The organism is Nocardiopsis metallicus, assembly GCF_014201115.1.
Classification (GTDB): domain Bacteria; phylum Actinomycetota; class Actinomycetes; order Streptosporangiales; family Streptosporangiaceae; genus Nocardiopsis; species Nocardiopsis metallicus.
Genome location: NZ_JACHDO010000001.1, coordinates 6291906 through 6315688, shown reverse-complemented (window position 1 = coordinate 6315688; position 23783 = coordinate 6291906). Strand labels below are relative to the sequence as shown.

Here is a 23783-nt window from a genome sequence, read left to right as displayed (position 1 = left end):
CGGCCGAAAGCGTTGATGCCCCAGACCACACACGGAACGGCTATGGGACGAGTACGCCGCCGGTTGTCCGCGCCGGTCAGGGGGCGGCGGGGGGACGGTTCACGCATCTCGCGGGAACCGTCCTCCGCGCACCGGCGGTGGTTAGGGTCGTCGGGCACCGACGAAGTGCTGTGCCCAGTAGTCAGCGAGCCGTACCTCGGAGACGGTCTTGCCGCTGCTGGGGGCGTGCACCATCATTCCGTTGCCGACGTAGAGGCCGTTGTGCCCCAGGTCCGGGAAGAAGAAGAGGATGTCGCCCGGCTGGATGTCCTCCCAGGCCACGGCGTTGGGCATGTCGTACTGGGTGTAGGTGGTCCGTGGGATGCCCACTCCCGCGGCGGCCCAGGACGCCTGCGTGAGACCCGAGCAGTCATAACCGTTGGGCCCGGTCCCTCCCCACTGGTAGGGCGTGCCGATCTTGCTGTAGGCGAAGTCGATCGCCGCTCGCGCGTCGCCCGAAGCCGATCCGCTGTAGGTCGGGGCCGGCCCCGTCGCGGACTCCCCCGCTGCCGCCGGGTTCTCCCCGTCGAAGGTCGCGAGGAGCTCCTCCTGCTCGGCGAGGCTGTCCTCCACCTCCTCCTTACGCTCCTCCGCCTCTTCCAGCTGCTCGGAGGCCTCGTCGTAGCCCTCCTCCGCCTCTTCCTTGAGTGCGATCAGACGCGCGTCGCTCTCGGCGAAGGCCTCGAGTTCCGCCCTTCGCGTCTCTGAGAGGTAGGACAGGTCGGCGGACTGCTCGAAGATCTCCGACGGATTGTCGACGAACAGTGCCGTGGCCGTCGATTCGGGGTCGCTGGACTGGTAGCTGGCGCTCGCGAGTTCAACTACTTTCGCACGCAGCTCCTCGTAGCGCTCCTCCTCGGATCCGATCTGGTCGTCGAGGTCCTCGACCTGCTCTTCAACGGCCTCGTAGGCCTCCTGCGCCTCGTTGTACTCCTGGACGAGCGTGCTGGACTCCTGGAGCAGTTCCTCGACCCGTTCCTCGACCTCTTCCTGGGTGGCTTCGGGCTCTGCGTGTGCCACGGCGGTGGGCAGCAGTAGACCGCCCGCGGCCATGATGGCCAGCGTGGTGAACATCCGGCTTACGGCACTCGTACGGTGCTGGTTCTTCATACGGACCTCGTCGTCAAAGGCCACGCCTTGAGGCATGACCGGGGAAGGGGGTGATGAGGGATCACCCATGTGGCGCGGGTGTCGGCGGCACAGGGGACGCGTGCGCCACAGGAGAGGGTGGTGGGAAGGCGCGCGGCAAGCGGTCGGCGACCCCGCTATCGGATGAGGAAAAGACCTGGTTCAGCCCGCGTGGGGGCAGCCTCACAGCCGTGTTCGGCCAGGGGAATACGCCTGCGCGCCGGTGGAGGCGGGTCGGCGGTCTAGACCCGGCGCACGCACAGGGACACGAGTGCCCTGGTGCCACCGAGGGGGAGGGTGCGGTGTCCCTTGGACGACCGCTGGACGAGGGTCGGCCTCGGTGTCAGGACGGGCAGGCCGAGAAAGGCGAAGACGCCCATTCCCAGCAGGAGGGACGCCGACAGTGATCCGGCGCGCTGGTCCCCCAGCACGGACCCGGCTTCGTCGCAGTGCTCCTCGTGATCGTGCGCGGCGGAGGCGGCGGAGGCCGTCTCCTCGCTACCGTCGCCGAGGGTGGGCGCCGCGGAAACGGCGCCTCCCTGCGGAACCGCGTCGGTGTGGCACAGGGAGAGGGCCGCTACCCCGAGCGCGAGCAGCACGACGAGCACAACTCTGGTCCAGAGACGCGGCGCTGCGGCGGAAACGGCGATGGGCACGAATGCGAGATTACCCAAACAGTCAAGCCGTCGCACCCACAACGGTGGCAACGGGGCACCCCGGCACCGCGCCTCCTGGCGGCCTATAGTCACATCCAACATACCCCTTGGGGGTATATTTCCACCGGGGCGCGCCCGTCCGACGAAGTATCCGTCACCGATTCCGCGAAGGAAGACGAACATGGAACCCTCTGACAAGTCGCACCACAGCCATGAACCAGCCACCGGCCACGCCGCGCTCAATCCGGATGAGGTCGCGGAGTGCCCCGCCATGCGCGGCGCCATGGTCGTCAAGACCGAGGCCGAGGAGGACGGCCTCGTCCGGGAGTACACGCACTGTGTTCCGCCGGCTCCTACGTCCTGAACTTCCAGGTCTACCTGGCGCTCCCGCTCACAGTGCAGGACACCGTCGAGACAGCGGGGTTCGGTGAGGGCAGCGGCAACATCGCGGTAGCCGCCCTGTTCGCGGTCTCAGCGCTGGTGGCCATCACCTGTCAGGTCCGCCTCACCGACTGGGCCAAACGCCGATGGGACGCCGCGCAGGCGCTGCCGCGCGGCCTCGCGGTCATGGCCGTGGCGTTCCTGCCCGTCCTGGCCACACCGCCGCTCGCCGACGCACTACGGGACATGACGGAAGCGCCCCCGCTCGCGGCGGCCCTCGTGGTGGCACCCGCCCTTCTCACCGCGGCCCTCCTCGGGCTCGGCGGCGCCCTCGTCTACCCCTTCGAGATGGACACCGTGGTCCGCCTGTCCGGGGACAGGCTGGTCGCCACCCACTACGGCCTGTACAACACCGTCTCGGGCATCCTGGCAAGCGAACTGACACCCTGGGGCATCATCACTGTCGGTGCTGCTGAACGCCGCCCGAATCGCAACTCCGATGGACCGTTGGTCCCGATCCAAGCCCGCCTGCTTTGAACACGACAGCCTCACAGGGGGCACATTGGGAACCTCCAGTACTCAGACGAACCTCGGGAGGTTCCTAAGCGCGAAAACACCCATCAAGACACGATCCACCCGTGTGCTTCCCCAAGCTCGTCGCACCTGGTTGCATTTACCCAGTTCAAATACTGTGTCCACGGTCCGGAGGGACCGTCCATGTTGCAGGCCCCGACCCATCCCCGTGGGAGCGGCCTGTGCGTGGTGTCCACGGTTCGGAGGGACCGTCCATGTTGCAGGTCTGCGCACACCAGTTCCACATCGTCCGCCCACAGGGTGTACACGGCCCGAAAGGACCGTCCACGTTGCAGGATGGGCCTCCAAGGCGAAGAGGCCGTCGGGGTGCTGGTGTCTACGGTCCGGAAGGGACGTCCACACCGGAGAAGGAACGTCCTAGCGCGAGCTGACGGACACTGTCTCGGGCGCTTCTTCCATGGCTTCCTGATCGAAGCGCCCTGCTTCGCCCCACTCCTTAATGAGACGGCCCCACCGCTCCTTACGACCGAAGGCGTTGCCGATCTCCTTTCCGGTGGGAATCTTTCCGTCCTTCCTGCGGTTCTTGAGCGCCCACTTCCACGCCTCCACTTGGACGCTGGGCGGCACAGCAGGTTCGGATGCACCCTCAGTCCAGGAGTCTCTGCTTGTGGCATGGGTGCTCGGTGTGGGCACGACATGGAGGTAGCTCTGGGAGCTCCTGTTGTCGACAACCGTCGTGTCGGGTGCTTCCGGTGTCTCTTCGGATCCGCTGCCGGTAAGTAGCTGCTCCTCTTCTGCGGACGCACTGCGTACGCACCTGGCCGCCGTACGGAACGCCCGCATGAGCAACTCGTACGCACCGATCAGCGCGAAAGACGGCCAAGCATGGATGATGCGCGACCACATCGTGGGGTCGGCCACCGCCACGTTCGCCGCCAACGACGCGGCTGACCCGATGATCAACAGACTCCACGGCAGCAGACCGCCCTTGCGACCGTTTCGGGCGTCGCTCAGCAGCGTCATGGAGGAAGCAACGATCATGCCGTCGACCGAAAGCGGGAACAGAGCCGCGCGCCATTCAGGCTCACCGTGTCGCAGCGCGAGTTCGTACATGTGGGAGTAGGAGACCACCGCCGCGATCACGGCCAAGAGCAGCACGGCGGCGATAGTCGTCCAACGGGACCAGCGGGAAGAATTCATTGCAGGTCACCGCCCGTCCAGCGACAGATCCGCGCTCAGAACCAGCGGGCTCGGGCCCTGTGGGGGGATGGTTCGAGTCCCCCCTCGGACACAAACGGAGGCCCTGCTCAGCAGGGCCTTCTTTCGTTGCCGGTCCCACCACCAAAGGCGGCGACCGCCCCCGGCGGTGGACCGGGTCAGCGGGTCGCCCTCACGTGTCCCAGGTGACCGGGAGGCTCTTCACCCCGTAGATGTCCGCGGTCTCCGGGCGCAGCCGGAGCTCGTCGGCCGGGACGGCCAGGCGCAGCGTCGGAAAGCGGTCGAACAGCGCGGGGAGCGCGACCCCCAACTCGACGCGGGCCAACTGCTGCCCCAGGCACAGGTGGGCGCCGTGACCGAAGGCCAGGTGACCGCCCTCCTGCCTGCGAATATCGAGCGCGTGGGGGTCGGTGAAGCGCTCGGGGTCGCGGTTGGCGGTGTTGAGCGACAGGACGACCGCCGTACCGGCCCCGATGGTCTGCCCGCCCAGCTCGACGTCCTCCAACGCCGTCCTCACGAACGTCTTGGCGACGCTCAGGTAGCGCAGCAGCTCCTCCACCGCCCCGTCGGCCAGTCCGCGGTCGCCGCGCAGCGCGGCCAGCTGCTCCGGGGCGCGCAACAGCGCGAGGGTGCCCAGGGCGATCGTGTTCGCGGTGGTGTCGAACCCGGCGGCCAGCAGGAGCAGGGCCATCCCCTGAAGTTCCTCGTCGGTCAGATCGCTGTGGGTGAGGTCGCTGAGCACGTCATCGGTGGGGTTCGCGCGTTTGGCGGCCACCAGCCCCGCGAGGTACTCCTGGGTGGCGGTGTAGGCCGCGAACAGGTCCTCGTCGCTGGTCTCACCGTCCATGAACGACTCGACCTGTTCCTGGAAGGAGCCCCGGTCCTCGTAGGGCACACCCAGCAGCTCGCAGATCATCATGGCGGGGACGGGCTTGGCGAACGCGGTCACCAGGTCCGCTGGCGGCCCGGCCTCCTCCATGGCGTCCAGGTGCTCGGCGGTGATCTGCTCGACCCGCTCGGTGAGCATGCGCATCCGCCGGGCGGTGAACTTGCGCACCAGCGGCTTGCGGTAACGGCTGTGCTGCGGCTCGTCCATGAGGAGGAACTCGCCGGGCAGCGCCGGAGGGACTTCGATACCGCTGTAGTCGATCAGCGGGTGGTGGCTCATGAGCTCCTTGCGCGAGCTGAACCGCGGGTCCGCCAGGATCGACCTCACCAGTTCGTACCCGGTCACCAGCCAGCCCTGGTGCCCGTCCGGGAAGGAGAGCCGACTGATCGGCCCGTGCTCACGGGCTTCGACCAGCTCCGGCGGAGGGGCGAAGGGGCAGCCCGGACGGCGTCGCGCGGGCATCGCGGTGAGGTGGTGGGGGGTCTCGTTCACGGCCGTTCCTCTTCTCTCGGTACTGGGTGTTCGTTCCGGTCGTCTCCGGTTCCCGGTCAGGAGCCGGAGGGGTCGCGGTTGTACAGCTTCCTGGCCCACAGGTAGGAGGCCAGGGCGATGGCGGCGCACCAGGCGAGGGCCTGGATGCCGCTGCTCCCGATCTCGGTACCGGTCAGCAGCCCGCGCAGGGTCTCGATGATCGGTGTGAAGGGCTGGTACTCGGCGAACCACCGGATTCCCGCAGGCAGGGTCTCGGTGGGCACGAACCCGCTGCCGAGGAAGGGGAGGAAGACCAGGGGTAACGGCAGATTGCTGGCCGACTCGACGGTCTTGGCGACCAGCCCCAGCGCCACCGAGAACCACGTCAGCGCGAACGAGACCGCGGCCAGGAGGCCGAGGGCCGCCAGCCACTCGGCCGGGCCCGCGCTGGGACGGAATCCGACGAGCAGCGCCACGGCGGTGACCGCGGCCACCGTCAGCATCGCCTGGATCAGGCTGCCGACAACGTGACCGGTCAGCACCGAGACCCGGGCGATCGCCATGGTGCGGAACCGTGCGACGATCCCCTCGGTCATGTCCATGGCCACCGAGATGGCCGTGCCCTGCGCCGCGCTGGCCACCGTGATCAGCAGGATTCCGGGCGCGATGTAGTTGGCGTAGTCGGCGCGGTTGCCGACGGCTCCCCCAGCGCCCATCGCACCGCCGAAGACGTACACGAACAGCAGCATGAAGACGATGGGCATGCCCATGAGGGTCAGCGTCATGGACGGATAGCGCCGCATGTGCAGCAGCTGGCGGGCGACCATCGTGGCCGAGTCGCCGAGGGCGTGGGAGAGGGCGGTCATCGGCTCGCCTTCCGTGTGTCGTCGTCTGCGCTGCGGCGGCCGGTGAGCGCGAGGAACACGTCGTCCAGGGCCGGGGTCCGCACCGACAGCTCCTCCGGATGGATGGACGCGTCGTCCAGGCGTTTCAGCAGGTCCCGCAGGGAGGCGACGCCTCCGTTTCCGGGAACCCTGAGCGCCAGGGCATCGTCGTCGGCCTCGCCGCCCAGCACCCGGGTCGCGGACTCCAGGGCTTCGGTCCCGGTGAAGCGCAGCCGGACGTGGCCGCCGGGGACGCGGCGTTTGAGCTCGGCGGCGGTGCCCTGGGCCACGATCCTGCCGTGGTCGAGCACCGCGATCCGGTCGGCGAGCTGGTCGGCCTCCTCCAGGTACTGCGTGGTGAGGAAGACGGTGACACCGTCGGCCACCAGGTCGCGGATGATCTGCCACATGTCCCGGCGGCTGCGCGGGTCCAGCCCCGTGGTCGGCTCGTCGAGGAAGATGAGCCGGGGCCCGCCCATCAGGGTCATCGCCAGGTCGAGCCGTCGGCGCATACCCCCGGAGTAGGTGGAGGCGGGTTTGCCCGCCGCGTCGACCAGGTCGAAGTGCTCCAGCAGCTCGTCGGCACGGCGCCGTCCCCGGGCCCGCCCCAGGCGGTGGAGCCTCGCCATCAGCATCAGGTTCTCGCGCCCGGTGAGCAGGCCGTCGACCGCCGAGTACTGACCGGTGACCCCGATCGCGGCGCGCACCGCCTCGGGTCGGGTCGCCACGTCGTGCCCGAGGACTCCGGCTCTGCCGCTGTCGGCGCTGATCAGCGTGGACAGGATCTTCACGATGGTGGTCTTGCCGGCCCCGTTCGGGCCGAGCAGCGAGAACACGGTCCCCGCCTGGACCCGCAGGTCCACACCGTCCAGGACGACGTGGTCGCCGTAGGCCTTGTGTAACCCCGTGGCGGTGATGGCCGCGGGGGGAGTGTGCTGTGCCATGTCTGCCTCGCCTCTGTGTGCTCCGGTGTCAGGAACGGTGGATCAGGATGTCGCCCCAGACGCTGCGGGCCCGGACCTCGACGGTCCGTTCGGTGGTGGCGGGTCCATCGGCGGCTTCCAGGGAGCTGCGTACGACGCCCTTGGTGGAGAGCACGTCCAACCAGGCCGCGGTGCCCTCCGGCACACCGACCTCCAGCTCGCCGTAGGAGGACTCCACGTCGACGCTGCCCTCCGGAACCCGGCCGATCCGGACGCTGCCGTGGGTGGTGCGCGCGGTGACCGGGCCCAGGGCGCGGTCGACGGTGATGTCGCTGTGCGCGGAGTTGGCCCGCAGCTCCCCGGTGACCTGGCCGAGGGTGATGGCGCCGCTGGTGGACTTGGCCACCGCCGATCCGCCGATCTCCTCCGCCCGGATCGAACCGTGGCCCACGGTGAGCTTGGCGTTACCCCTGACACGGTCCACCGTGATGTTGCCGGTCGAGACGGAGAGCTCGGACGGGCCGAGCACGCCCTCGCAGCGGACGTTGCCGAACCCGCCCGTGGCGTGCACGCGCGAACCCGCGGGAAGTTCGACGGTGATGTCGACCATGCCCTTGCGCCCGATCACGCGCCCCAGCACCGAGGGCTGGGGGTCGCGTACTTCGAGGCGGCCGCTGGCGTAGTCGACCTCGACCAGCTCCGCGGCGCGTACGTCGTTGTCCTTGTCTGCGATGCGCGGACGGACCTCGACGGTGGTCTCGGTGCGGTCTCCGGCGATGATCTGGAGGTTTCCGGAGACCACGGTGATGTCGGCGGTGATCGGTTCGGAGGTGTTGAAGGTCGGCACGTTCGTCTCCCTGGTGTGGCGTCGGTGGTCGTCTCCGCTTCCGGGAGACGCGGTGCTCGGGTGGTCGGTACTGGTCACCGGACCCAGCCGGTGTGGCCGCGGCCGATCTGGCGTGTGCGCCGGGTGCCGGGCCGGGGGCCGCCGCCGTCGAGCGACGCGGCGACCGCGCGCACCAGCCAGGCGTTGACGGACAGCCCCTCCCCCCGGGCGGCCTCCTCGACAAGCTGCTTGAGTTGGTCGGGCAGACGGAGGGTGATCCGTGAGGTTCCTCCGTCCTCGCCATCGATCAGGGCCTGTCCCGCGGGCGTGCGGCCGGAGCCCGCGGCTTCACCCTGGTGGCCCCCCTGTGATGTCACGACGCCACCTTCCCCCGCCTCGTCGAACTCGGGTGACGTCACTATGAAGTCAGCCTGCCGCCCGCGCAGGCGCACCTCCACCGAACCAGGAGCCATCTCCCTCGTGATCTCGTCCGCGGCGGCGGAGAGCACATCAAGCAGGGCCAGTCGGGCAGCGGGCTCCAGCGAGACGCTGAGGCGCTCGGCGGTGGCCCGGGTCTCTTCATCCCCGGCCTCGGCGGCCGCCAGGAGCTGTCGGCGGAGTTCGTCGGCATACGGCGTCAAATCCATGACGTCATAATGACTCCACGAGTGACGTCATGTCAAGCGACCTCGCCCGAAGTCGACGTCACTCGCTCACGCTGGGGCCCGTGACACCGCTGGAGGAGTGCGCTGGCGGAGCCCACCGGCGAAACGACCTGTTGCCGACCGGCATCCGTTGCCCCTGCGCGGAGCCCGGCATAGCGTGATGCTGTGAATTAACTCCGATGTGGGGCCGGAGGCCTGTGTGAGGCCTGGGGCCGGAGGCCTATGTGAGGCCTGGGGCCTGGACCTGGGACCTGGGACTCGGGTTGCGGTTCCCCCGGTTCCCCAGCCCTGCGCGGATCGGTTCGCGTGTCGCGGCCGGTCACCCGGTCACCCGGTCACCCGTGTCAGCGAACACCACCAGCGGCCCGCCACGTCCCCGGGCCCGGTTTCGGCCCCTTTTTCAAGGATGATCTTGCTACCAGGAGCAAGTTCGGCGCCCTCGGGTTTCGTGGTTTTTGGAGAAGTGTCCGCTCGTGAGTGCTTTGGTGTGAACCTGGACAACCACCCGCCCCGCACACGACAAAGGGAGCATCAACCAGTCACCGCAAAGAGGCTCGCTGATGCTCCCACACCCCACCCTACCGCCCTGCCTGCAACGGCTCCTCACCCACTTTTGGCCCCACTTCACCCGACCCACCTTCACCACCTTCACCGCCCTGATCACCGGCCTGATCACCCACACCGGACCCCGCACCGTGTGCGGCATACTCACCGGCTCCGGCCTGGCCCGCCACTGGCACCACGACCGCGCCCACGCCTTCTTCTCCCGCCGCAAATGGGACCCCCACCACCTGGGCCTGACCATGGCCCACCTCATCACCCAGGCCTTCACCCACCCCGGCCAGGACCTGACCCTGGTCATCGATGACACCCTGATCAAACGGTGGGGCCGCCGCGTCTGGGGCCGGTTGCGCCAACACGACGGAGCCCGACCCAAAAACAACCCCCTGGCCTGGGGTGTGTGCTTCGTGGTCACCGCCCTGGCCGTCCGTCTGCCCGGCAGGACCACAGCCCTGGCCCTACCCGTGCTGACCGCGTGCTGGCGACCCTCAACCACCAAACGAAGCCCCGGCAAAGCAGGCCACAACGGCCCGATGCCCCACCCCCAGACCGCACACACCTCCAGCACTGCCGCCACCGCCCGCGTCCTGGACAGCGCCCGCACCCGCCACGCTCAGGCCCACCATGGTCTGCAGCTGCGCCTGGACAAGGAAGCCGCCCTACCGGCGGGACACCGCCTGCCCGGCCCCGACCCCGCACCCGCCCTCAAAGAGCGCCTGAACCGGTGCGCCCGGGAACTAGCCACCGCCCAACACGCCCATGAGCAGGCCCTAGCCCAGGTACTGCAAGCCACCACCCCCACCAGCGGCGGCCCAGCCGGCCCCGCCGACCAGACCGACACCGCCCAGCAACCCACCAAGACCGAGACCGCGATCGCTCTGGCCACCCGCCTGGCCCACCAGTTTCCCGACCGCACCCTGCACGTGGTGGCCGACTCCGCCTACCACAGCCCAGCACTAAGAGCCCTGCCCACCACCATGACCTGGACTTTTCGTCTGGCGGCCACCGCGGTCCTGCACCAGGTTCCCCCACCCGCACCGGCGGGCACCCCCACCCGGCCCGGGCGGCCCCGCTACGCGGGCCCCCGGTTGGGCACCCCCGAACAGATCGCCGCCACCGCCCACTTCGTCGCTTCCGGCAACGGCACCGGCCAGGAGATGGCCGTCATCGACTGCCGGTGGGTGCGCTCCCTGGGCCCCACACCCCTGCGCCTGATTTTGGTGCGCAACCCGCACAGCCCCCAACCCTACGAGGTGGCGTTGTTGAGCACCGATACCACCAGCCCCGCTGAAGAGATCGTGCGGCGCTATGCCGACCGGTGGCCGATCGAGGTGTGTTTCCAGGACAGTCGTGCCCATCTGGGGTTGGAGCAGGCCCAAAACCGCACCCGCGCCGCGGTGGAGCGCACGGTCCCCTTCCAGCTGCTGGCTTACAGCCTGGTGGTGGTCTGGTATCGGTGGCACGGCCAGGGGCAAGCGGACGTGGCTGCCCGCCGCTATCACCAGCCCTGGTATCGGTCCAAGACCGATCCGGCCTTCTCAGACATGATCGCCGCGCTCAGAAGGCAGGTGATCGAACACCGAATATCGTGCAGGGTGCCTGATCGGGGGTTGGGTGGGTTAATCCGAGAGATCGTCGGGGACTGGTTCGACATCGCAGCGTGAGCCGGGCCCACCCGAACCGGACACCTCTGCAAAAACCACGAAACCCGAGGGCGCCGAACTTGCTCCTGGTAGCAAGATCACCGGGGGTGAGAGGGTTTCGGAAGCAGCGGACCACCCCAGGTGCGGGATACGGACACCCGGCTCGCCCGGAGCCGACACCACAGCGCTGAACCCCACCCTCACCACCGGGTGTCCGATGGCACGCGTGACCGGCCGCGACACGCGAACCGGTCCGCGCAGGGCTGGGGAAACGGGGAACCCCAACCCGAACCCCGAGCCACAGGCCCTGAGCCCCAGGCCCCGAACACAGGCCCCACCCCGACCCCACCCGGATGCCCTATCCGAGCCCGAGCCTGACCCAGAGAAGCCTCCCCAGATCAGCCTCCCCGTGTCAGGCTCTCCGCCTCTCCGGGCCCCAACGCCGCGGATTCGCCAACACCCTTTGTCCGCAGGCTCTAACGCCACGGAGCCCCCGGCAGCGCCTACGTCGACGAGGACGTGTGGCCGGAGAGCTCCGCCCTCGCCGACTACTTCCTCGTCGGCCGACCGCACATGAACTTCTGCGAGGGCAGCGCCCACCTCGACGACCTGAGGCTCCACACCCCCGAGGACTGACCCGCGCCTCCTGCGGCCCGGCCCTCCAACCCGGGATCGTCACTGCCGCGTGGCACCCTGGGGCCATGACCATCGACGTGCGCCCGGCCTCGGTCTTCGAGGACGTCCGGACCCTGGTGGGCCCGAAGTCGCCCACCGCCAACGTGTGCTGGTGCCTGAGCTACCGGGTCCCGTCCAAGCTCAACAACGAGCTCCGCGGCCCGGCCCGCGGCGAGTACGTCGCCGAACTGTGCCGCGCGGAGCCCGCTCCCGGGGTGCTCGCCTACGACGGCGGCGAGTCGGTCGGCTGGGCCGCCGTGGCACCGCGCTCGGCCACGTCGTTCGCCCGCAGCCGGAAGATCCCGCACGTCGACGACCTGCCCGTGTGGTCGCTGTGGTGCATCCGGGTACGGCCCGGCCACCGCGGGAAGGGGATCTCCCACGCCCTGATCACCGGAGCCGTCGAGTTCGCCCGCTCACACGGTGCTCCCGCGGTCGAGGCCTACCCCCTGGACAACGGCGGCGACAGGGTGGACACGACGATGGCCTACCCGGGCCTGCGGCGGAACTTCGAGCGCGCCGGATTCACCCACGCCGCCGACACCACCTCGGTCCTGTCGGGTTTCCCCCGTGTCCTGATGCGCCACGACCTGCGCTGACGCCTCCTCGGACCGATGGCCGGAGATCAGCTGCCCGGGTTCGGTGTGCCCGCTAGGTTGACCGGATGGACGAACTTGATTCGGCGATCATCCGCCAACTCCAGCTGAACGCACGGCAGACCAACCGGGAGCTGGCCCGGCTGGTCGGAATCGCGCCCTCCACCTGCCTGGAGCGGGTGCGTTCGCTGGTCGAGCGCGGGGTGATCCGCGGCTACCACGCCGAGATCGCGCCGGCCGCGCTCAACCGACGTGTCGAGGCGTTCGTCTCCGCCCGGCTGCGCCCGCTGAGCAGGCCCGTCATCGACGGGTTCAAGAAGGCGCTGATCGACCTCCCCGAGGTGTCGGCGGTGTTCGTGGTGGCCGGGGACGACGACTTCCTCATCCACGTGTCGGCCCGGGACCTCGACCACCTGCACGACTTCCTCATCGACCGGCTCAGCCAGCGCCGTGAGGTAGTGAGCTTCCGCAGCCAGATCATCTACGAGAGCAGCCAGAAACACGTACTGGAGGGCCTACCCGAATCCGCCCGTCTCCGCGGCGAGGGTTCGTAGCGCCTGGAGGCCCAGGGGCTCGGTTCCGGTCAGGGGGAGTTCGACCGTCCCGTGCGGGGCGAAGCGCTCGCGGACGGCCTCGAGGACCTCGGGGTCGACATCGGCGGGGACCTGGTTGACGATCACCGTGCCCAGCCGGAAACCGGTGCGGACCAGTTGGGCCGCGGCGCGGTCGGTCTCGGCCAACACCATCCGGCGCGGGACCAGCACCAGTCTGACCTCGGCGTCCTCGCGAAGACGCGTGGCGGCCCGGTCCAGTTTGCGGCGGCGGGCGTGCAGTCTCTCCAGCAGGGGGTCGTCCGGCGTCCCGTCGGAACCGCCGCCGACCACCCCCGCGGCGAAGCGGTCCGCGTCCACCACGCGTTCGCGCTGGCGCACGAGGCCCTGGACCCACGGGGTCAGCAGTTCGGGCAGGTCGAGCAGGCGCAACAGGTGGCCGGTGGGGGCGCTGTCCACCACCAGGCGGTCCCACGTTCCGGGGATCTCCTCCATGGCGTCCATGAGCAGGTCGGCCAGGGCGGACTCGGCCATCCCGGGACCGGCGGCGGCGTGGTCCAGGTGGCGGGTGACGGCGGGCAGGATCTCCCGGGGCAGGGCCGCGCCGGCGTCGTCGCTGATCTGTCGGACCCTGCGCTTGAGCGCGGAGTCCGCGTCGGGCTCGCGCGCCCACAGGTTCTCGCTGACCCGGACCGGCGTATCGCCCAGGGGGACACGGAGCGCGTCGCCGAGCGAGTGCGCCGGGTCCGTGGAGATCAGCAGCGTGCGCAGGCCCCCGTCGGCCAGGCGCAGCGCGTGTGCGGCGGCCATGGTGGTCTTGCCGACCCCGCCCTTGCCGCCGAAGAAGACGATGGGAGAGACCGAAGCGTCCCGCGGCGTCCGCCCGGTGGCGTCACCGCGCCGTTCGCCGAACCTCAACAGCACACCCCCGGCCCCCCGAAATCGTCGCGCCCCATGCGCTGGTGCCATTCGTGCAGGTCGGCCACCATGTACGGGATGAGGTCGAGGGTCTCATAGGAGACGGGCCCCTCCACTCCCAGGGTCTCCAGGAGCAACAGGGCCCGCAGGGTGTCCTCCTGGGTGCGTGCCTCCCGGCGCAGCTCCTGGCGCCAGCGCGAGGCGAAGACCGCGTCGTGGAGGGCCTCCACCCGCCTCCAGACATCACGCGCGCGCGAGAGCGCACCCAGCGGGTCCACGGTGTCACCTCTCCTTCGGGCCGGTGCTGTCGGAGGCCTCGGCGGCCCCGCGGAGCCGGTGCTCTGTGCGCTGGCACCCTCGGTCTCGGCACCGTCCTCCGCGACCTGGGGAGGGGTCCGGCCCGACGATGGGAGCGGCGCTCGCCACCGGCCCGAGTGGGCCAGCGGTACGGGCACGGCCGCGGGCCACCTTTCACGCTCCGGGCCCGCGTCGCCACCCGGGCCTCCACTGCCTGGGCGTCCACTGCCTGGGCGTCCACTGCCTGGGCGTCCACTGCCTGGGCGTCCACTGCCTGGGGGATCGCGTGCGATTCGGCGGATGGGTTAAAGTCACCAGAAATTAGCATGTAACTTTCCTCACGTATAAGGCCTGACCTTGACTGACCTGATCACGGTTTGGCAGCGATCGACCGTCGCCGAACTCAGCTGGACCACCTCCGCGGGACCCTCGGGAATCCCCGTGGTTCCACTCATGTGGCGTGAACGCCCCTGCGCGGCGCTCCCCTACTCCGTGGCCAAGACCGCCCTGTCGCTGCGCGGTCGGCATGTCGCGTTCAGCGTGAGCGACGCGGACGCGGGCGGCCGCACCGCGGTGGTCGGCAGCGGCCCGGTCGAGGTGGTCGAGGACCTGGCGGGCGAGGAGTTCCTGGAGCACATGGCGGAGCAGGAGGCGCTCAAGCACCCGCCCACCCGGCTGCGCACGGACAGCCTCATGGGACGCAGGGAGAACTGGTGGTGGGTCCCGCGCGTGCTCGTGTCCCTCCCCGTGGTCGAGGAACAGCGCGAGCTCCACCCGCGCACCCGCTCCGGAGACGCCCTCCTGGTGCGCGACCGCGCGGGCCGCCCGGAGGTGGACGTGGTCACGGCCCAGGACTGGTCGGACGGGACCGCCGAGAGCATCACCCTGTGGTCCCGGGGCGGCGGCCTGCTCGACGGCGCCCGGGAACCGGCATTCGTGTTCTCGCACCAGTACAGCCCCGATTTCGAACGCTGGGAGCGCTGGTCCCGCTCCGGGCACCTCACCGGAGAGTCCCTCCTGGTCAACGAGGTCGAAGGCGCCCCCACGGGTGAGGCCCCCTCCGGTCCGCTGTCGCCCTACAGCCTGCTCGAACGCTTCACCAACCACCGGTCCCTGGCCCGCACCTGCCGCACCGCCATCCGCAGGGCCGAGTCCCGCGAGGTCTCCTGAGCCCGCGCTGCCGAACCTTCGCTCCCGAACCCGCACCGACCTGGTCCGCAACCGTGAGCGACCCCCGGGACCAGGCAGGACGGCGGATAGAATTCCCCGGTACCGCCGGACGAGAAGAAGCGTGCATGGGGAATCTGAACAGCGAGCTCTTCGCGGCGATCGACAGCGTCGCCGACGGGGCCAACGAGCACGATCTGGCCGTGTCGGTCCAGGAACTCATGAGGAAGTACCGGGGGAGGGTCGACCCCCGGGACATCGTCCTGGCCTCGGACACCGACGTCATCGCCTACGCCGCCTACCGGCTTCCCGCCACCTTCGCCGCCGCCCGGTCGGCCTTCGAGACGGCCGCCGCCGCGATGCCCGGGTTCGCCCCGACCACCCACCTGGACGTGGGCGGGGGCATGGGCGCGTCCGTGTGGGCCGCCTCCGCCGCCTGGCCGTCCCTGCGCTCGACCACCGTGCTGGAGCAGTCGGCGCCCGCCATCAAGCTGGGCAAACGGCTCGCCCGCCGGTCCACCGACACCGCGGTTCAGGGTTCGGAGTGGGAACGCTTCCGGCTCACCGGCGCCGTCCCGGACGGTCCCCGCGTGGATCTGGCCACCATGTCCTACGTGCTCAACGAGCTCACCCCGCAGGTGCAGGAGGAGGTCGTGCGCTCCCTGGCCGAGCGGGCTCGGACGGTCGTCCTGCTCGAACCCGGCACCCCGGAGGGCTACGAGCGGATCATCACCGCCCGCGGGCACCTGATCGCCGAGGGGATGAGCGTGGCCGCGCCCTGCCCGCACGACGGCACCTGCCCCATCACCCCAGGCGAGGACTGGTGCCACTTCGCCGAGCGGCTCAACCGCTCCGGTATCCAGCGCAGACTCAAGTTCGGCACGCTCGGGTTCGAGGACGAGAAGTACGCCTTCGTGGCGGCCACCTCGGAGCCGGTCGAGCGCCCGGCCAGCCGGGTGCTGCGCCATCCGCAGAAGCGCAAGGGCCTCGTCTCGCTGCGCCTGTGCACCACCGACGGGATCGAGGACCGGGTGGTGTCCAAGCGCCAGGGCGAGACCTACCGCGCGGCCCGCAAGACCGACTGGGGCGACCCCTGGCCGCCGCTGGAGGAGGCTGACCGCTGACCGCAGGCGGCCGGGCCTGTTCTCGGCCGTTGCCCCGCCCCGACCACTGACCACGCTCCGGGGGACATCCGTTACGCTTCGGATGAATCCCCGCGAGCCTGGAAAGAACCCCCGTGGAGCCCCTGCACCCTGACGATCCCCGAGAGCTCGGGCGCTTCCGCCTGCTCCGCCGGGTCGGCGAGGGCGGCATGGGCGTCGTGTTCCTGGCGGTCTCCACCGAGGGCGCCGCTGACGGCACCGGGTCGGCTACCGGAGACGACCTCGCCGCGGTAAAGGCGATTCGCCCCGAGTTCTCCGGCGACCGGGAGTTCCGCGCGCGCTTCGCCAGCGAGGTGGAGCTGGCGCGCCGGGTCCGCGGCCCCTACACCGCCCGGGTGCTGGACGCCGACACCGAAGGACGCAAGCCCTGGCTGGCCACCGAGTACGTCCCCGGCCCCTCCCTGCACCAGGCGGTGCGCGACAGCGGCCCCTTCCCCGAACCCTCGCTGCTGGCGCTGGCCGCCGGTCTGGCCGAGGCGCTGAACGCCATCCACGGGGTCGGGCTGGTCCACCGCGACCTCAAGCCCTCCAACGTCCTGCTGTCCCCGCGCGGGCCACAGGTGATCGACTTCGGCATCGCCCGCGCCACCGACGCCACCGCGCTCACCCGCACCGGGCAGGCCCTGGGCACCCCCGCCTACATGTCGCCCGAACAGGCCGTCGGATCGGTCGTGGACCCGCGCAGCGACCTGTTCTCCTTCGGCGGGGTGCTGCTGTTCACCGCCACCGGCCGACAGCCCTTCGGCACGGGTAATGCGCACGCACTGCTCTACCGCGTGGTCAACGAGGAACCCGACCTCACCGGGGTACCCGAGGGCCTTCGCCCCCTGATCACGGCCTGTCTGGCCAAGAACCCGGACGACCGGCCAGAGCTGGCTTCGGTCCTGGCCGACCTGACCGGGACCAAGCTTCCCCGGGGGGACGAGGACCCCACCGAGTGGCTCCCCGAGGCCGTGGCCACCAAGGTCCTGCACACCACCGCCGCCGCGACCGAGGTCGCGCCGACCCTCGCCGTCACCAGCGAGGTCCCGGCGGAGGAGCCGGCGGAGGAGCCGGTTCAGGAAGAGACAGCCCCGGAGGACGCGGCGCCGGAGGAGCCGTCCGCTCCCGCCGAGCTGGCCGAAGAAGCCCCATCCGAGGCCTCGCCTTCCGAAACCGACCGGGCTCCCGATCAAGCTCCCAGGAGCCGTGACCCCGAAGCCTCCAGCTCACGGGCCCTCTGGTTTCTCGGGACCGCGACCGTGGCGATGGTGACCGCGCTGGCCCTGGTCATCAACGCCACCGGTGGGATCGCCCCGCAAGCTGGAGCGGGCGACAACAGTCAGGCAAGCGAGTCCAACCAACCAGCACCGTTCGCACCCGAGCTCGATGAAGCGGAAGCGCGCGGCCGAGAGGTCGCGGACAGCGTCTTCCTGGACGGGGCCGACCGCTTCGCGACGCTGTCCGGAACCGGGGTGAACATCTTCGAGGCCGGTAAGACCAGTGCGGTCGAACAGGTCACCGACTCGTACGAGGTCAGCCTCTCCAGTTCCACGGAGCTGGTCACGACCCTCGATGGCTCCCTAGTGGCCGCGAGGTCGAACAAGACCACGCTCCACGAGGCGGCGATCCACGTCTGGGATCTCGAATCATCGGAACGGCATGTCATCGAACTCCCCGACGCGGGCGGCGGCGGATACCTCGCGCTCTCCCCCGACGGCGAAACGGTGTACTTCGGGGAGAATGTCGAGGAAGAGCCCACGGTGAGCGCCTACCGCGTCAGCGACGGCGAGGAGCTCTACAGCGTGGAGGTCCCGGCGGAACCGCGCACCGACGACAGCACGGACACCTCCCGGCGGGCATCGATCGTCGCCGTGGGCACCGCCCAGGGCGGGGACTTGCTGGTCGCCGCCCTGGACACCGGGATCGCGGTGTGGGACGCCGCGACGGGTGAACCGCACCCCTCCCACCCGGAACTACGGGAGTGGCGCGCTGACTTCGCCAGCACGGCGGCGATCGGTGATCGGTACGTTGCCGCGGCCGCTCCCCTGGGCGTTCTCCTGTGGGACCTCACCTCAGATGAGGACCCGAAGGCGATTCCCCTGCCCGAGGAGCTCATGGATACGGACGCCAGGTCAGCGAGCACGGGCCTCAGGGTGCAGAACGTGGCTCTTGGAAACAGCGAGACCCGGATCACGGCCTCGGGCCAGAACAGGAGTCCGAGCCGCAGTTTCCTCATCACCTGGGACCTGGAAGGTGAGGTCCTGGCGGAGGGAGACCCCCGCCAGGAGTACACGTCCCTGACCGCTTCCCCGGACGACAACCGTGTCCTGGTCTCCACTTACGCGCTGAACAAGAAGAGGGACCAGATCATGATCCTGGGCGGAAACCTGGAACCCGTCGAGACGTTCCACGTGCCCCGCCGCTGAGCCCCAGACCCCGAACCCGGAGCCCAGGCAGCAGGTGTTCGCGGAGAGGAGCGACCGCGCCACCGTTTCACCGAGCGGGGGCGCGGGCACTCAGAGCCAGGCAGCGCGGTCGCTTCCCCACAGCGTGGAAGCTGTGGCCCAATCCCTCGGGCCGCCCTCGTAGGCCACCGGCGGGACCGCGTAGCGCAGCTTGCCGTAGTCGGACGAGCCCTCGGTGAGCCAGGCGGCGGGGTCGTACCCCTCGCCCTCGACCGGTTCCGGGACGATGTCGTTCATCAGCCAGCCAGCCGTTCCGGCCAGGGAGAACCGCAGGTGGCGGCCCCTGCCATCCGTCTGGCGTTCGGTGAGTGCGCGCAGTACCCCGGAGGCCAGCAGGTAGCCGGTGCCGTGGTCCAGCGCCTGGGCGGGCAGCACCCCCGGCCGGTCCCCGGAACCCGCCTCGATCGAGGCGATCCCGCTCGCTGCCTGCACCAGGCTGTCGAACCCTCGGCGCCCGGCCCACGGCCCCGTCCAGCCCCAGGCGCACAGCTGCGCGACGATCAGACCCGGGCGGCGGGCGATCAGTTCCTCGGCCGCCAGCCCGTGGCGGTCCAGGCCGCCCGGACGGTAGCCGGTCACCACCACGTCGGCCGTGGCCAGCAGTTCCTCGAAGACACCCCGCCCCTCGGCGGTGTCCAGGTCCAGCAGGGTGGAGCGCTTGCCCAGACCGGTGTCGGTGTGGCTGTCGGGGTCCTCCTCCAGCCTCGGGGAGTCCACCCGCAGCACGTCGGCGCCCAGCAGGGACAGGGTCCGGGTGGCGACCGGCCCGGCGATCACCCGGGTCAGGTCCAGGACCCGCACACCGCTGGCGGGCAGTTCGCCCCCGGCAAGTCGGCGTCCGCCGTCCTCGCCCACCACGTCGGCCTCGGCCAACGGAAGCCCCGCCGCCTTGAAGTCCCCCGGCCTACCGGGTTCCCCGTCCTCCCCCGGCGCGGGGGCCACGGCGACCGCCAGGCCTCCCCCGGCGTAGACCGCCTCCTGGACCTGGCGCGCGGACCGGGTGGCCACTTCCCGGCTGAGCTCCTCCGGTCCCGCCTCGGCGTCGAGTCCGAGCGCGGCCAGCAGCCGGGTCCGGTGGTGCGGGTAGTTCGCGTGGGTGCGCACCCAGCCGTCGGCGGCCTGCCAGAACCCGGAAAGCGGCGCGAACGGGGTCGGTTTGCGGCCGTCCACCAGCAGGTGGCGTTCGCTGATGAAGGCGGTGGCCACCGCGCCCTCGTCGACCACCGCCCCGGGGACCGCTCCGCCGCCCCGCGCGGCCAGTAGTTCGGCGGCGGCCAGGGAACACGCCCCCACGGTGGCCCGCGCCAGTTCGCGTACCGGCAGCACGGCGGGGAGCACCTCTCCCGCGCCCCGGTAGGAGACCCGTTCCACGAGGTCGGCGTGGCCGCCGATCGCCTGCCACGCCTGGGTTGTCGTCCGGTCCGGTGCACCGCTGGGGTTGGTCCTCATGGCGTCATTGTGCCCACCCGGAGCACCGGTCGCATCGGGCGGCCCCAGGCTGTGGACAACCGCCGCCGGTCACAGCTGTTGGTCCTGACCACTGCCGTGGGCCACTGCTGGAACCCGGGCGTTCGGTCCGGAGCCGAGGACACCGGCTCCGCCTCCTTGGTCAGCACCGGCAAAGCGCCGCTCTCCTCGTCGGGGCCGGAGGGGCTCCTCGTCCGCCATGGAGCTCCCCCGCTACGCCCCGACGGACGCGGACTAGGATCACGCCATGGCCTCTGACGCGTTCGTACCGGAAGACTTCGAACCGCCGACCTCCCTGACCACCGAGCGGTTCCGCCTCGAACCACTCGGCCCCCAGCACAACGAGGCGGACCTCGCCGCCTGGACTTCGAGCATCGAACACATCCGTGCGACCCCGGGCTACCCGGACGGGAGCTGGCCACCGTTCGAGGGGATGTCCCCGGAGGCCAACCTGGCTGACCTCAGGCGGCACGCGGACGACTTCGCGGCGCGCAAGGGCTTCACCTTCACCGTGCTCGATCCCGGCGACGACGACGTCATCGGCTGCGTGTACCTGTATCCGACGCGCTCCCCGGGCTACGACGTGACCGTCCAGTCCTGGGTACGCGCCGACCGGGCGGACCTCGACGGCCCCCTCGCCGACGCCGTCGCCGCGTGGGTGGCGACCGACTGGCCGTGGAAGCGAGTGGACCGCGAAGGCCGCTGAACCGCCACCGCACCAGGGCCGTTCCCCGCACTTGACGGTCCTGGCCCGTCAAGGTCGAACGAGGGCGTCTCGGGATGCTCCAGCCGCTGCCCGCCCTCGTTCGACCCTCACTCTGTCAGCGCTGGTCCCCCTCGGACCCGGCGGGACGGTCCACCGCCAGCGCGGCTCGGGCGGTGATCCGTTCGAGGGGGCCGCGTCCGGCGGTCAGGGCCCACAGCGTGCACCCGAGCAGGAGGACGCCGACGGACACGAGCCACAAGCCCGTTCCAGGCCCGCCGGGGCCCCACTCCAGAACCTGTGGGGCCAGGTTGACGGGATCGCTCAGCACAGCGAACGAGACCACGTGCGCCGCGTAGGCGGTCAGCGGCATGGCGCCGACCGCCGCGATCGGAATGAGAATCCAGCGCAGGGGGGCGGCGAGCAGCAGGCACGCTCCGACCACGGCGAGCGCGAAGCCGCCCGACGCGATGATTTCGAGGGTGCCGCCCGAGTGCGGGCCGCTGCTCCAGGCCGCTCGCACCGCCGCACCCAGGTCGGACCCGCCGATCGACTCGAAGTAGCCGTCACCCTCCTCGGCGTCTCCGTCGCTGCCTTCGCCGTCGCTCCAGTCCTCGCTGAAGCAGGTGACCCACCCGTCGAAGTCCTCGACACAGACCTTGCCGCTCAGGTCCACGTCCTCGCCCGGCACCTCCTCCGGCTCCTCGTACTCCTCGACCGACTCGTACATCTCGATCGACGAACTCCCGTACGAGCCCGACTCGCCGTCCAGATCATCGACGAGTCCGCCGAGGGCGTACCCGCCAGCGGTGAGGATCGCTCCGACGCCCAAGACGGCGACGGCGGTTCTGGTCTCGCCGAGCGTGCAACGGCCCACGGCGATTCCAGTGAGCATCAGCGGCAGCCACACGGTGACCGGATACACCCCGTTGATCAGGAAATCCACGCCTTCGCCCCATGACCCGAACGTGAGCGTCTGCACGACCGCTACGAGGGTCGGCCCGGTCAGGGCGAGTGCGAGGGCCGTGAGGACGAGGGTGCGGCGCCGTAGTCCGAGGAACGGAATCACGAGAAGGAACAGCACGCCGTAGACCGAGAGGATGACCACGATGCTGCTGCCGAGCAGTTCGAGGAGGAGGCCGATCGCCAGAACCGCGATCGCACGCCCCGCCATGCGCAGCCGCGCCGAGCGCAGTGCTTCGCCCGTCGGCCGTTTCCCGGCTCCAGCGGCGAAGGCGATCGAGATTCCGGCGACGACCGCGAACAGGATCGACGAGCGGCCCTCGGCCAGGGCGACCCAGGTGCGGGGGTCGAGCAGTTCGAGAGAGGCCGCGATACCGGCGTGGGCGGCGATCATTCCGAAGACGGCGATCCCGCGCGCGACGTCGACCCCCATCAGACGCGGCGGCCGACCGAAGTCGCGCCATGCGGTGATGGGCGAGCGGCGCCGCCGGACGGTGTCTTCCGTACCTGGCTGGCGATCGGCTACAAGGCTCAAGGGATGGTCCTCTCTGGCTGAGCTCTCCTGCGGCCAGCGGGGGTACGGCACGGTCTCGTGACCGCTGCCCGCGCTGACGCAGGACTGCTAACGCCGCCTGCTCGGCCAGAGGTTCGGTGCGGGCGGGTGCGTCGGAGCGGCATGGGTCACATGAGAGGGGCCGTCCGCGCTCCGCCCTTTCGCGGACATCCGGGCATCCCGGGCTACAGTGTTCGCGGGAATGAGTAAAGGGAGCCCTCGCCGGTGCGAGGGCTCCCTTCTTTGTGCCTACGGTCGTGTGGTGCGCAGTAGTGCGACCCACTCCGGGCCGGGGAACGGAAGGTAGCCGCGCTCAGGGTGTTTGGAGTCGCGGACCGCAGTGCCCCCGGGAACGTCGGCGACCGCGACACAGTTGCTGCGGTCGCTGTAGCTGGACGTGCGGAAGTCGAGGGCGTCGGGATTGGGAATGAGGTTCACGGGTGCTCTCTCAGGGTGCTTTGGCTATCTCGCGCAGGTAGGCGACGCTCTCGTCGACGTTGAGTGACCTGCTCACGAGGTGGTTGAAAAGGTTCCGGTAGCGAGTGACTTCGTCTGGTTCCTCCAGAAAGAGGCCGTCTTGGTCCATTTCGAGGTACACCACAGGATCAGCGGCGGCGAAATCCATCAGGACGAAGCTGCCCTTGGCACCAGCGTGGATCCCCGCGCTGAACGGGACTACCTGGACCGTGATCCCGTCGCCGTTGTCTGCCACATCAGCCAGATGGCTCACCTGTTCACGGCAGACCTCAGGTATAGCGCGCAGCCGCTCAACAGCACCCGCGTCGATGACCGCCCAGAGGTCGGGGCCGTCCGCGCGAGTGAGGATTTCCTGTCGACGGCGTCGCGCGTCTACCGAGCGCAGAATGTCGACCGGGTCTCGGATCAGATTCCCCGAACGCGTCAGAAGCTCCACATAGCCCGGCGTCTGCAGCAGCCCTGGGATGATCATCGGTTCGTAAGTGCTGATCGCCGTGGCGTCGGACTCCAGAACCGGGAACTCGTCTGGGATGACATCGCTGTACTTCGTCCACCAACCCTTCTTGCCTGCTTGCCGAGTGATCGCGAACAGGGCTTCCCGGCGCTGTCGGTCGGTCACCTCATAGACGTCGAGCAAGGCCCGCACCTCGACCACGCTGGGGCGAAGTCGGACGCCGGTCTCGATATTGGAGACCTTGCCGACGCTCCATTCGGTGGCGGCTGCCGCATCGTCCAGGGTCATGCCCGCTGCGATCCGGTAGCGACGAAGTTCCTCCGAGAGTCGTCGCCTGCGGACACTCGGGCGTGATGGGTCAGGCATGGGCTCTCTCCTGGGGGTGGTGTCTCTCAGGATGTTACGGCTGGTCGGCGATTCGGGCATCCAGTTACAGACAGGATGAAATCCTCACACCCTGTATATCTAATTTTCTATGTTCATTGAAACCCTGAGGATTTCATGATTTTCTGAGCTCACTCATTTCCGCGCTGG

The 23783-nt window shown here is 69.8% G+C and carries 23 protein-coding genes; 9 read left to right on the top strand and 14 right to left on the bottom strand.

What is annotated here, in order from left to right; all coding sequences use genetic code 11:
- Nucleotides 1–141: 141 nt before the first annotated feature.
- Together HNR07_RS27780 and HNR07_RS27775 are read right to left on the bottom strand one after the other, a co-directional pair.
- Nucleotides 142–1149 carry a C40 family peptidase gene (locus HNR07_RS27780; RefSeq protein WP_376769956.1) on the bottom strand — a complete coding sequence of 336 codons (1008 nt, stop codon included), beginning with the start codon at nt 1147–1149 and terminating at the stop codon, nt 142–144.
- A gap of 260 nt (nt 1150–1409) precedes the next feature.
- On the bottom strand, nt 1410–1823 hold the full coding sequence (locus HNR07_RS27775) for a hypothetical protein (protein ID WP_184368124.1): 414 nt from the start codon (nt 1821–1823) through the stop codon (nt 1410–1412).
- A gap of 181 nt (nt 1824–2004) precedes the next feature.
- Between HNR07_RS27775 and HNR07_RS27770 the strand changes: the two genes are divergently transcribed.
- Both HNR07_RS27770 and HNR07_RS27765 read left to right on the top strand, forming a co-directional pair.
- On the top strand, nt 2005–2187 hold the full coding sequence (locus tag HNR07_RS27770; RefSeq protein ID WP_184368122.1) for a hypothetical protein: 183 nt from the start codon (nt 2005–2007) through the stop codon (nt 2185–2187).
- Between the two features lie 32 nt (nt 2188–2219).
- Nucleotides 2220–2741 (top strand): hypothetical protein, encoded by a 522-nt coding sequence (locus HNR07_RS27765; protein ID WP_246420528.1) that lies wholly within the window; start codon nt 2220–2222, stop codon nt 2739–2741.
- A gap of 414 nt (nt 2742–3155) precedes the next feature.
- Here the strand turns inward: HNR07_RS27765 and HNR07_RS27760 are convergent, their stop codons facing one another.
- The 6 genes from HNR07_RS27760 to HNR07_RS27735 all read right to left on the bottom strand — a co-directional run bounded on the left by HNR07_RS27760 (nt 3156) and on the right by HNR07_RS27735 (nt 8596).
- Nucleotides 3156–3938 carry a DUF2637 domain-containing protein gene (locus tag HNR07_RS27760; RefSeq protein ID WP_184368119.1) on the bottom strand — a complete coding sequence of 261 codons (783 nt, stop codon included), beginning with the start codon at nt 3936–3938 and terminating at the stop codon, nt 3156–3158.
- A 190-nt stretch (nt 3939–4128) separates the two neighbouring features.
- Nucleotides 4129–5337 carry a cytochrome P450 gene (locus tag HNR07_RS27755; RefSeq protein ID WP_184368116.1) on the bottom strand — a complete coding sequence of 403 codons (1209 nt, stop codon included), beginning with the start codon at nt 5335–5337 and terminating at the stop codon, nt 4129–4131.
- Between the two features lie 56 nt (nt 5338–5393).
- Entirely contained in the window at nt 5394–6182 is a 789-nt protein-coding gene (locus HNR07_RS27750; protein ID WP_184368113.1) for an ABC transporter permease, read from the bottom strand.
- On the bottom strand, nt 6179–7144 hold the full coding sequence (locus HNR07_RS27745) for an ATP-binding cassette domain-containing protein (protein WP_184368109.1): 966 nt from the start codon (nt 7142–7144) through the stop codon (nt 6179–6181). Before HNR07_RS27745 ends, HNR07_RS27750 begins: the two co-directional genes overlap by 4 nt.
- Before the next feature lie 28 nt (nt 7145–7172).
- A complete protein-coding gene (locus HNR07_RS27740; protein ID WP_184368093.1) occupies nt 7173–7970 on the bottom strand; it encodes a DUF4097 family beta strand repeat-containing protein in 798 nt (265 codons plus the stop codon).
- Between the two features lie 74 nt (nt 7971–8044).
- A complete protein-coding gene (locus HNR07_RS27735) occupies nt 8045–8596 on the bottom strand; it encodes a histidine kinase (RefSeq protein WP_184368090.1) in 552 nt (183 codons plus the stop codon).
- Nucleotides 8597–9174: 578 nt separating this feature from the next.
- Between HNR07_RS27735 and HNR07_RS27730 the strand changes: the two genes are divergently transcribed.
- The 3 genes from HNR07_RS27730 to HNR07_RS27720 all read left to right on the top strand — a co-directional run bounded on the left by HNR07_RS27730 (nt 9175) and on the right by HNR07_RS27720 (nt 12643).
- Complete coding sequence (locus HNR07_RS27730; RefSeq protein ID WP_184366186.1) at nt 9175–10839, top strand: transposase; 1665 nt, start codon at nt 9175–9177, stop codon at nt 10837–10839.
- Nucleotides 10840–11519: 680 nt separating this feature from the next.
- Nucleotides 11520–12092 carry a GNAT family N-acetyltransferase gene (locus tag HNR07_RS27725; RefSeq protein ID WP_184368087.1) on the top strand — a complete coding sequence of 191 codons (573 nt, stop codon included), beginning with the start codon at nt 11520–11522 and terminating at the stop codon, nt 12090–12092.
- A gap of 65 nt (nt 12093–12157) precedes the next feature.
- Complete coding sequence (locus tag HNR07_RS27720; protein ID WP_184368084.1) at nt 12158–12643, top strand: Lrp/AsnC family transcriptional regulator; 486 nt, start codon at nt 12158–12160, stop codon at nt 12641–12643.
- On the opposite strand, the gene HNR07_RS27715 is transcribed toward HNR07_RS27720, so the two are convergent.
- Together HNR07_RS27715 and HNR07_RS27710 are read right to left on the bottom strand one after the other, a co-directional pair.
- The gene (locus HNR07_RS27715) at nt 12605–13564 is read right to left on the bottom strand and encodes an ArsA family ATPase (protein WP_184368081.1); all 960 of its coding nucleotides are present in this window, start codon (nt 13562–13564) and stop codon (nt 12605–12607) included. The genes HNR07_RS27720 and HNR07_RS27715 overlap by 39 nt on opposite strands.
- Nucleotides 13555–13836, bottom strand: a complete 282-nt coding sequence (locus tag HNR07_RS27710) for a cory-CC-star protein (RefSeq protein ID WP_184368078.1) — start codon at nt 13834–13836, stop codon at nt 13555–13557. Before HNR07_RS27710 ends, HNR07_RS27715 begins: the two co-directional genes overlap by 10 nt.
- Nucleotides 13837–14212: 376 nt before the next feature.
- Here HNR07_RS27710 and HNR07_RS27705 point away from each other — a divergent pair, with 376 nt between their 5' ends.
- The 3 genes from HNR07_RS27705 (at nt 14213) to HNR07_RS27695 (ending at nt 18593) form a co-directional block, all read left to right on the top strand.
- Nucleotides 14213–15025: a hypothetical protein gene (locus HNR07_RS27705; RefSeq protein ID WP_184368075.1), complete on the top strand. Its 813-nt coding sequence runs from the start codon at nt 14213–14215 to the stop codon at nt 15023–15025.
- Nucleotides 15026–15150: 125 nt separating this feature from the next.
- Nucleotides 15151–16146 carry a small ribosomal subunit Rsm22 family protein gene (locus tag HNR07_RS27700; RefSeq protein ID WP_184368072.1) on the top strand — a complete coding sequence of 332 codons (996 nt, stop codon included), beginning with the start codon at nt 15151–15153 and terminating at the stop codon, nt 16144–16146.
- A gap of 113 nt (nt 16147–16259) precedes the next feature.
- The gene (locus tag HNR07_RS27695; RefSeq protein WP_184368069.1) at nt 16260–18593 is read left to right on the top strand and encodes a protein kinase domain-containing protein; all 2334 of its coding nucleotides are present in this window, start codon (nt 16260–16262) and stop codon (nt 18591–18593) included.
- 90 nt (nt 18594–18683) lie between these two features.
- Here the strand turns inward: HNR07_RS27695 and HNR07_RS27690 are convergent, their stop codons facing one another.
- Complete coding sequence (locus tag HNR07_RS27690; RefSeq protein WP_184368067.1) at nt 18684–20081, bottom strand: CoA transferase; 1398 nt, start codon at nt 20079–20081, stop codon at nt 18684–18686.
- Between the two features lie 265 nt (nt 20082–20346).
- Between HNR07_RS27690 and HNR07_RS27685 the strand changes: the two genes are divergently transcribed.
- Nucleotides 20347–20805: a GNAT family N-acetyltransferase gene (locus HNR07_RS27685; RefSeq protein WP_184368064.1), complete on the top strand. Its 459-nt coding sequence runs from the start codon at nt 20347–20349 to the stop codon at nt 20803–20805.
- Nucleotides 20806–20920: 115 nt separating this feature from the next.
- Here the strand turns inward: HNR07_RS27685 and HNR07_RS27680 are convergent, their stop codons facing one another.
- From HNR07_RS27680 to HNR07_RS27670, 3 genes are all read right to left on the bottom strand, one after another.
- Nucleotides 20921–22300 (bottom strand): heparan-alpha-glucosaminide N-acetyltransferase domain-containing protein, encoded by a 1380-nt coding sequence (locus tag HNR07_RS27680; RefSeq protein ID WP_184368061.1) that lies wholly within the window; start codon nt 22298–22300, stop codon nt 20921–20923.
- A gap of 267 nt (nt 22301–22567) precedes the next feature.
- Nucleotides 22568–22756 carry a DUF397 domain-containing protein gene (locus HNR07_RS27675; protein WP_184368059.1) on the bottom strand — a complete coding sequence of 63 codons (189 nt, stop codon included), beginning with the start codon at nt 22754–22756 and terminating at the stop codon, nt 22568–22570.
- A 10-nt stretch (nt 22757–22766) separates the two neighbouring features.
- Nucleotides 22767–23615: a helix-turn-helix domain-containing protein gene (locus HNR07_RS27670; protein WP_184368056.1), complete on the bottom strand. Its 849-nt coding sequence runs from the start codon at nt 23613–23615 to the stop codon at nt 22767–22769.
- Nucleotides 23616–23783: the final 168 nt, after the last annotated feature.